The organism is Sandarakinorhabdus sp. (genome assembly GCF_031422795.1).
Classification (GTDB): domain Bacteria; phylum Pseudomonadota; class Alphaproteobacteria; order Sphingomonadales; family Sphingomonadaceae; genus Sandarakinorhabdus.
This window is the reverse complement of sequence record NZ_JANPML010000239.1, coordinates 1-3611: the sequence shown is the minus strand read 5'-3', so window position 1 is coordinate 3611 and position 3611 is coordinate 1. Positions and strand designations below refer to the sequence as shown.

Here is a 3611-nt window from a genome sequence, read left to right as displayed (position 1 = left end):
GGCTTGGCGCATGAAGCTGAGCAGCGGTTCGTACCCTGTGGCGGGGCTGTAGGACAGAGCTGGCACATAACAAGAAGCGCCTCCGGCGGCCAGGGTCGCAGACCCTGGACCCGTTCGTTTTTGGGGCGGCCTTCAGACTCGTCACACCGGACTTCATCCGGGGTAAGGCTTACGCATCGGCAATTTCCGATGACAAACCAGCGCCAGGCTCGGCTAGCTGCTGAGGTTTAATTACGTACGGTTTCTCCAGAGCTCAACAATGCGGATGCTACAGCTTGGCTCTTGCATCAACGATAGTTGCAATAGCCAAATCTCCAAGTTTCTGACGAAAATCGGCATGCGCCTTATCAAGTGTTTCCGAGTCAGCTGTTTGCATGAAAGGTAAACCATACTCACGCGTGGCTTCCTTAAGAAGCACACGAAACTCCGTTTCTTGCACAACACATGATGCAAAGGCCGCTTTCGCAAGCGTCTCGCTTGGTTCATCTTGACTTGCATACCGTCCAGCACGAGCGACTACACAGTCCCGCCAAACCGCAGCCGCCTCAGCTGCTCGGTCCTGCCGAGGCCCGCCCAGCGCAGCGCTCGACGACAGAGTTAATATTATAGAGATTATTATTGCCGATTTTTTCATAAAATTGCCTTACGCCTTCTGAAACAATGCATTCTTTTCTAATGATTGATCTAATTTATAAATTCAACATTGCAATCTACAATCAATAATGCCTCAATGCTGGTTGTTTCCAAAGCCGCAGAAAATCGAATTACGGTCACGGAATACGGCGACAGTGCTCAAAACCCAACAAAAGTGGGTGCAGGGCCTCAGGCCCTGCCCGCCGGAGGCTGTTTTCTGCCTCTAGAATTCCAGTAGAATTCCAGGGACAGGAATTCCAGGGACAGTATACTTAATCCGCTTGTCAGGAAGGGCTGCCCATAAACGAACGGGTCCAGGGTCTGCGACCCTGGCCGCCGGAGGCCCTCTCTTTTTCCTCCCCCTCACCCCGCTCGCCTGCGGCGAGTCGACCCTCTCCCTCGAGGGGAGAGGGGCTATGGCCTCACCGTCGATAGACCTCGCGGCGGTTGCCGAGGCGGATCGCGGTGATCAGCATCACGCCGTCATCCAGATCGGCGATGATGCGCCAATCGCCGACGCGGTATTTCCAGAAATCGCCAAGGTCCTTGCCGCGCAGGGCTTCGCCGATGTTGCGTGGGTCGTCCAGTGTGGCTAGCGGCAAGCGCAGGAACGTCAGGATACGCTTGGCGATTTGCGGATCGAGTTTGCGGAGCTGCTTGGCGGCGCTGTCGGTGAGGTCAATCCGCCAGGCCATAATCCGCCAGCAGATCGTTCAGCGGCACGCGGCCTTCGCTGCCGGCGCGCACGCGGGCGAGGATTTCGGCGGAGAGATGTGCGTCTTCCAGATCGTCGATATGTTCCAAGATGGCTTCCAGCGCATAGAAGGTCTTGGTCCGCCCGGTCAGCGCCGACAGGGCAGACAGTCGGGCGTCAACGTCTTCAGGCAGGCGCAGGGAAATTGGCATGCTTGCTGAATAGCATTGCGATACACGTATTGCAAGTCACTGCAAGATAGGCTGCACCGACAGTGCGGCGCGGGACGGTGGAAGCTGGCCTGCGCCAACAGGACAAGGGCTTGAAGGAGGGGCCGCCCAAAACGAACGGGTCCAGGGTCTGCGGCCCTGGCCGCCGGAGGCCTTTCGTGCTTCTCTCTTGCGACGGTGCCCTCGCCCTTGCATCCCGCCGCCTTATCGCGCATCGGGCGCGGGGATGACCTTCTTCTATCTGGCACTTGCCCTCGGTCTTGCCGTTGGCCTTAACCACCCGGCGCGGCTGTGGCGGATGGGGGCGCAGTTGAGTGGGGCGGCGGCGCTGTTCATGATGGTCTTTTCGATCTGGCTGGCCAATGCGGATGGCACCTTTGCAGCGCGCGCGGCCGATGATCTGCGGCCGGTGCTGCTCAATGCGATGGCGGTGATTGCCGTGTTTGTCATCCTGCTGTTGCTGGCGCTGCTGCCGGTGCAATGGCGGCGGCAGGTTGAAACGGTGCCCGACTGGAACCGCCGGCAGAGCTGGGGCACCATTGCCCGCCTGTTGCATTGGACCAGTGCTGTGCTGATGCTGATCGCGCTGCCGATGGGGATGTTTGTGACTTTGCTGTCACCGTCGCCGGAACGGGCCAGTTTCCTTGCCGCGCATATCGGCATTGGTGTGGCGCTATTTTTCCTGTTGTTGCTGCGGTGGCTGGCGCAGGGCGCATCGCCCGGCCCGGCCAGCCCCAGTGCGGCATCGCGGCTGAACAAGCTGGCGCTGTATCTGGCGCTGGCCACGTTGCCGGTATCGGGCCTGGCGCTGGCCGGTGCGACCGGCGTTTCAGTGCTGGGCCTGCAACCGGCGGTGCCGCTGCCCCCGGCGCGGGCCCTGCACATCGGGCTTTCCGTGCTGTTTGCGATCGCCTTTGCCGCGCATGCCGGCGCTGTGTTGTGGCATCATTTCGCGCTGCGCGACCGCCAGCTCATTCGCCGCATGCTGCGCTAGAACAAACGGCGCACATGGTGCAAGGATAGCAACATGGCCATCCAGATTCGCACCAATCTTGCCGAAACGGAGCTGACCGAGTTCACCCCGCACCGCCCGGCCCGGCCGGAGAAATCCGAAGGCGGCCGGGCGTTTGTGCTGAACACCGAATACACGCCTGCCGGCGATCAGCCCGCCGCCATTGCCGAACTGGTGGGCCAGGCCAACGATGGTGAGCGTGATCAGGTGCTGTTGGGGGTGACGGGTTCGGGCAAGACCTTCACCATGGCCAAGGTGATCGAGGCGGTGCAGCGCCCGGCGCTGATCCTGGCGCCCAACAAGATTTTGGCGGCGCAATTATACGGCGAATTCAAAAGCTTCTTCCCCGATAATGCGGTGGAGTATTTCGTTTCCTATTACGATTACTACCAACCCGAAGCCTATGTGGCGCGCACCGATACCTATATCGAAAAGGAATCGAGCGTGAACGAGGCCATCGATCGGATGCGCCATTCCGCCACCCGCGCCCTGCTGGAGCGGGACGATGTGATCATCGTGGCGTCGGTGTCGTGCCTGTATGGCATCGGTTCGGTCGAGACCTATTCGGCGATGACGTTCAGCCTGAAAAAGGGCGGTTCGGCCGATCTGAAGGAGACCGTGCGCAAGCTCGTCGCCATGCAATACAAGCGCAACGAGCTGTCGTTCGCGCGCGGCAATTTCCGGGTGCGCGGCGACAGCCTGGAGATTTTCCCATCGCACTATGAAGACAGCGCCTGGCGCATCAGTTTCTTTGGCGACGAGATCGAGCAGATTTCCGAATTCGATCCGCTCACCGGCGAGACGGTGGCCAAGCTTGATCAGATCAAGATCTACGCCAACAGCCATTATGTGACGCCCGGCCCGACCATGAAACAGGCCGCCGACGCCATCCGCCACGAATTGACCGAGCGGCTGAAGGAGCTGAACGCCGAAGGCAAGTTGCTGGAAGCGCAGCGGCTGGAACAGCGCACCAATTTCGATCTGGAAATGATCGCCGCCACCGGGGCGTGCGCGGGCATCGAGAATTACAGCCGCTTCCTCA

The 3611-nt window shown here is 60.1% G+C and carries 4 protein-coding genes; 2 read left to right on the top strand and 2 right to left on the bottom strand.

Annotation, left to right across the window (positions count from 1 at the left end):
* Positions 1–1055 precede the first annotated feature (1055 nt).
* Positions 1056–1328: a type II toxin-antitoxin system RelE/ParE family toxin gene (locus RMO81_RS08830; protein WP_310475463.1), complete on the bottom strand. Its 273-nt coding sequence runs from the start codon at positions 1326–1328 to the stop codon at positions 1056–1058.
* Positions 1312–1539, bottom strand: coding sequence for a TraY domain-containing protein (locus RMO81_RS08825; RefSeq protein ID WP_310475462.1), 228 nt, complete (start codon positions 1537–1539; stop codon positions 1312–1314). The genes RMO81_RS08830 and RMO81_RS08825 overlap by 17 nt, the downstream gene beginning before the upstream one ends.
* A 244-nt stretch (positions 1540–1783) precedes the next feature.
* Here RMO81_RS08825 and RMO81_RS08820 point away from each other — a divergent pair, with 244 nt between their 5' ends.
* Together RMO81_RS08820 and RMO81_RS08815 are read left to right on the top strand one after the other, a co-directional pair.
* On the top strand, positions 1784–2551 hold the full coding sequence (locus tag RMO81_RS08820; RefSeq protein ID WP_310475461.1) for a cytochrome b/b6 domain-containing protein: 768 nt from the start codon (positions 1784–1786) through the stop codon (positions 2549–2551).
* A gap of 33 nt (positions 2552–2584) precedes the next feature.
* Positions 2585–3611: DEAD/DEAH box helicase family protein (locus RMO81_RS08815; RefSeq protein ID WP_310475460.1), on the top strand; the 1027-nt coding region annotated here is incomplete at its 3' end.

Excerpts from the sequence above, each read along its gene's own strand:
- RMO81_RS08830 (WP_310475463.1), bottom strand. The coding sequence starts at position 1,328 with ATGGCCTGGCGGATTGACCTCACCGACAGCGCCGCCAAGCAGCTCCGC.
- RMO81_RS08820 (WP_310475461.1), top strand. The coding sequence starts at position 1,784 with ATGACCTTCTTCTATCTGGCACTTGCCCTCGGTCTTGCCGTTGGCCTT.
- RMO81_RS08825 (WP_310475462.1), bottom strand. The coding sequence starts at position 1,539 with ATGCCAATTTCCCTGCGCCTGCCTGAAGACGTTGACGCCCGACTGTCT.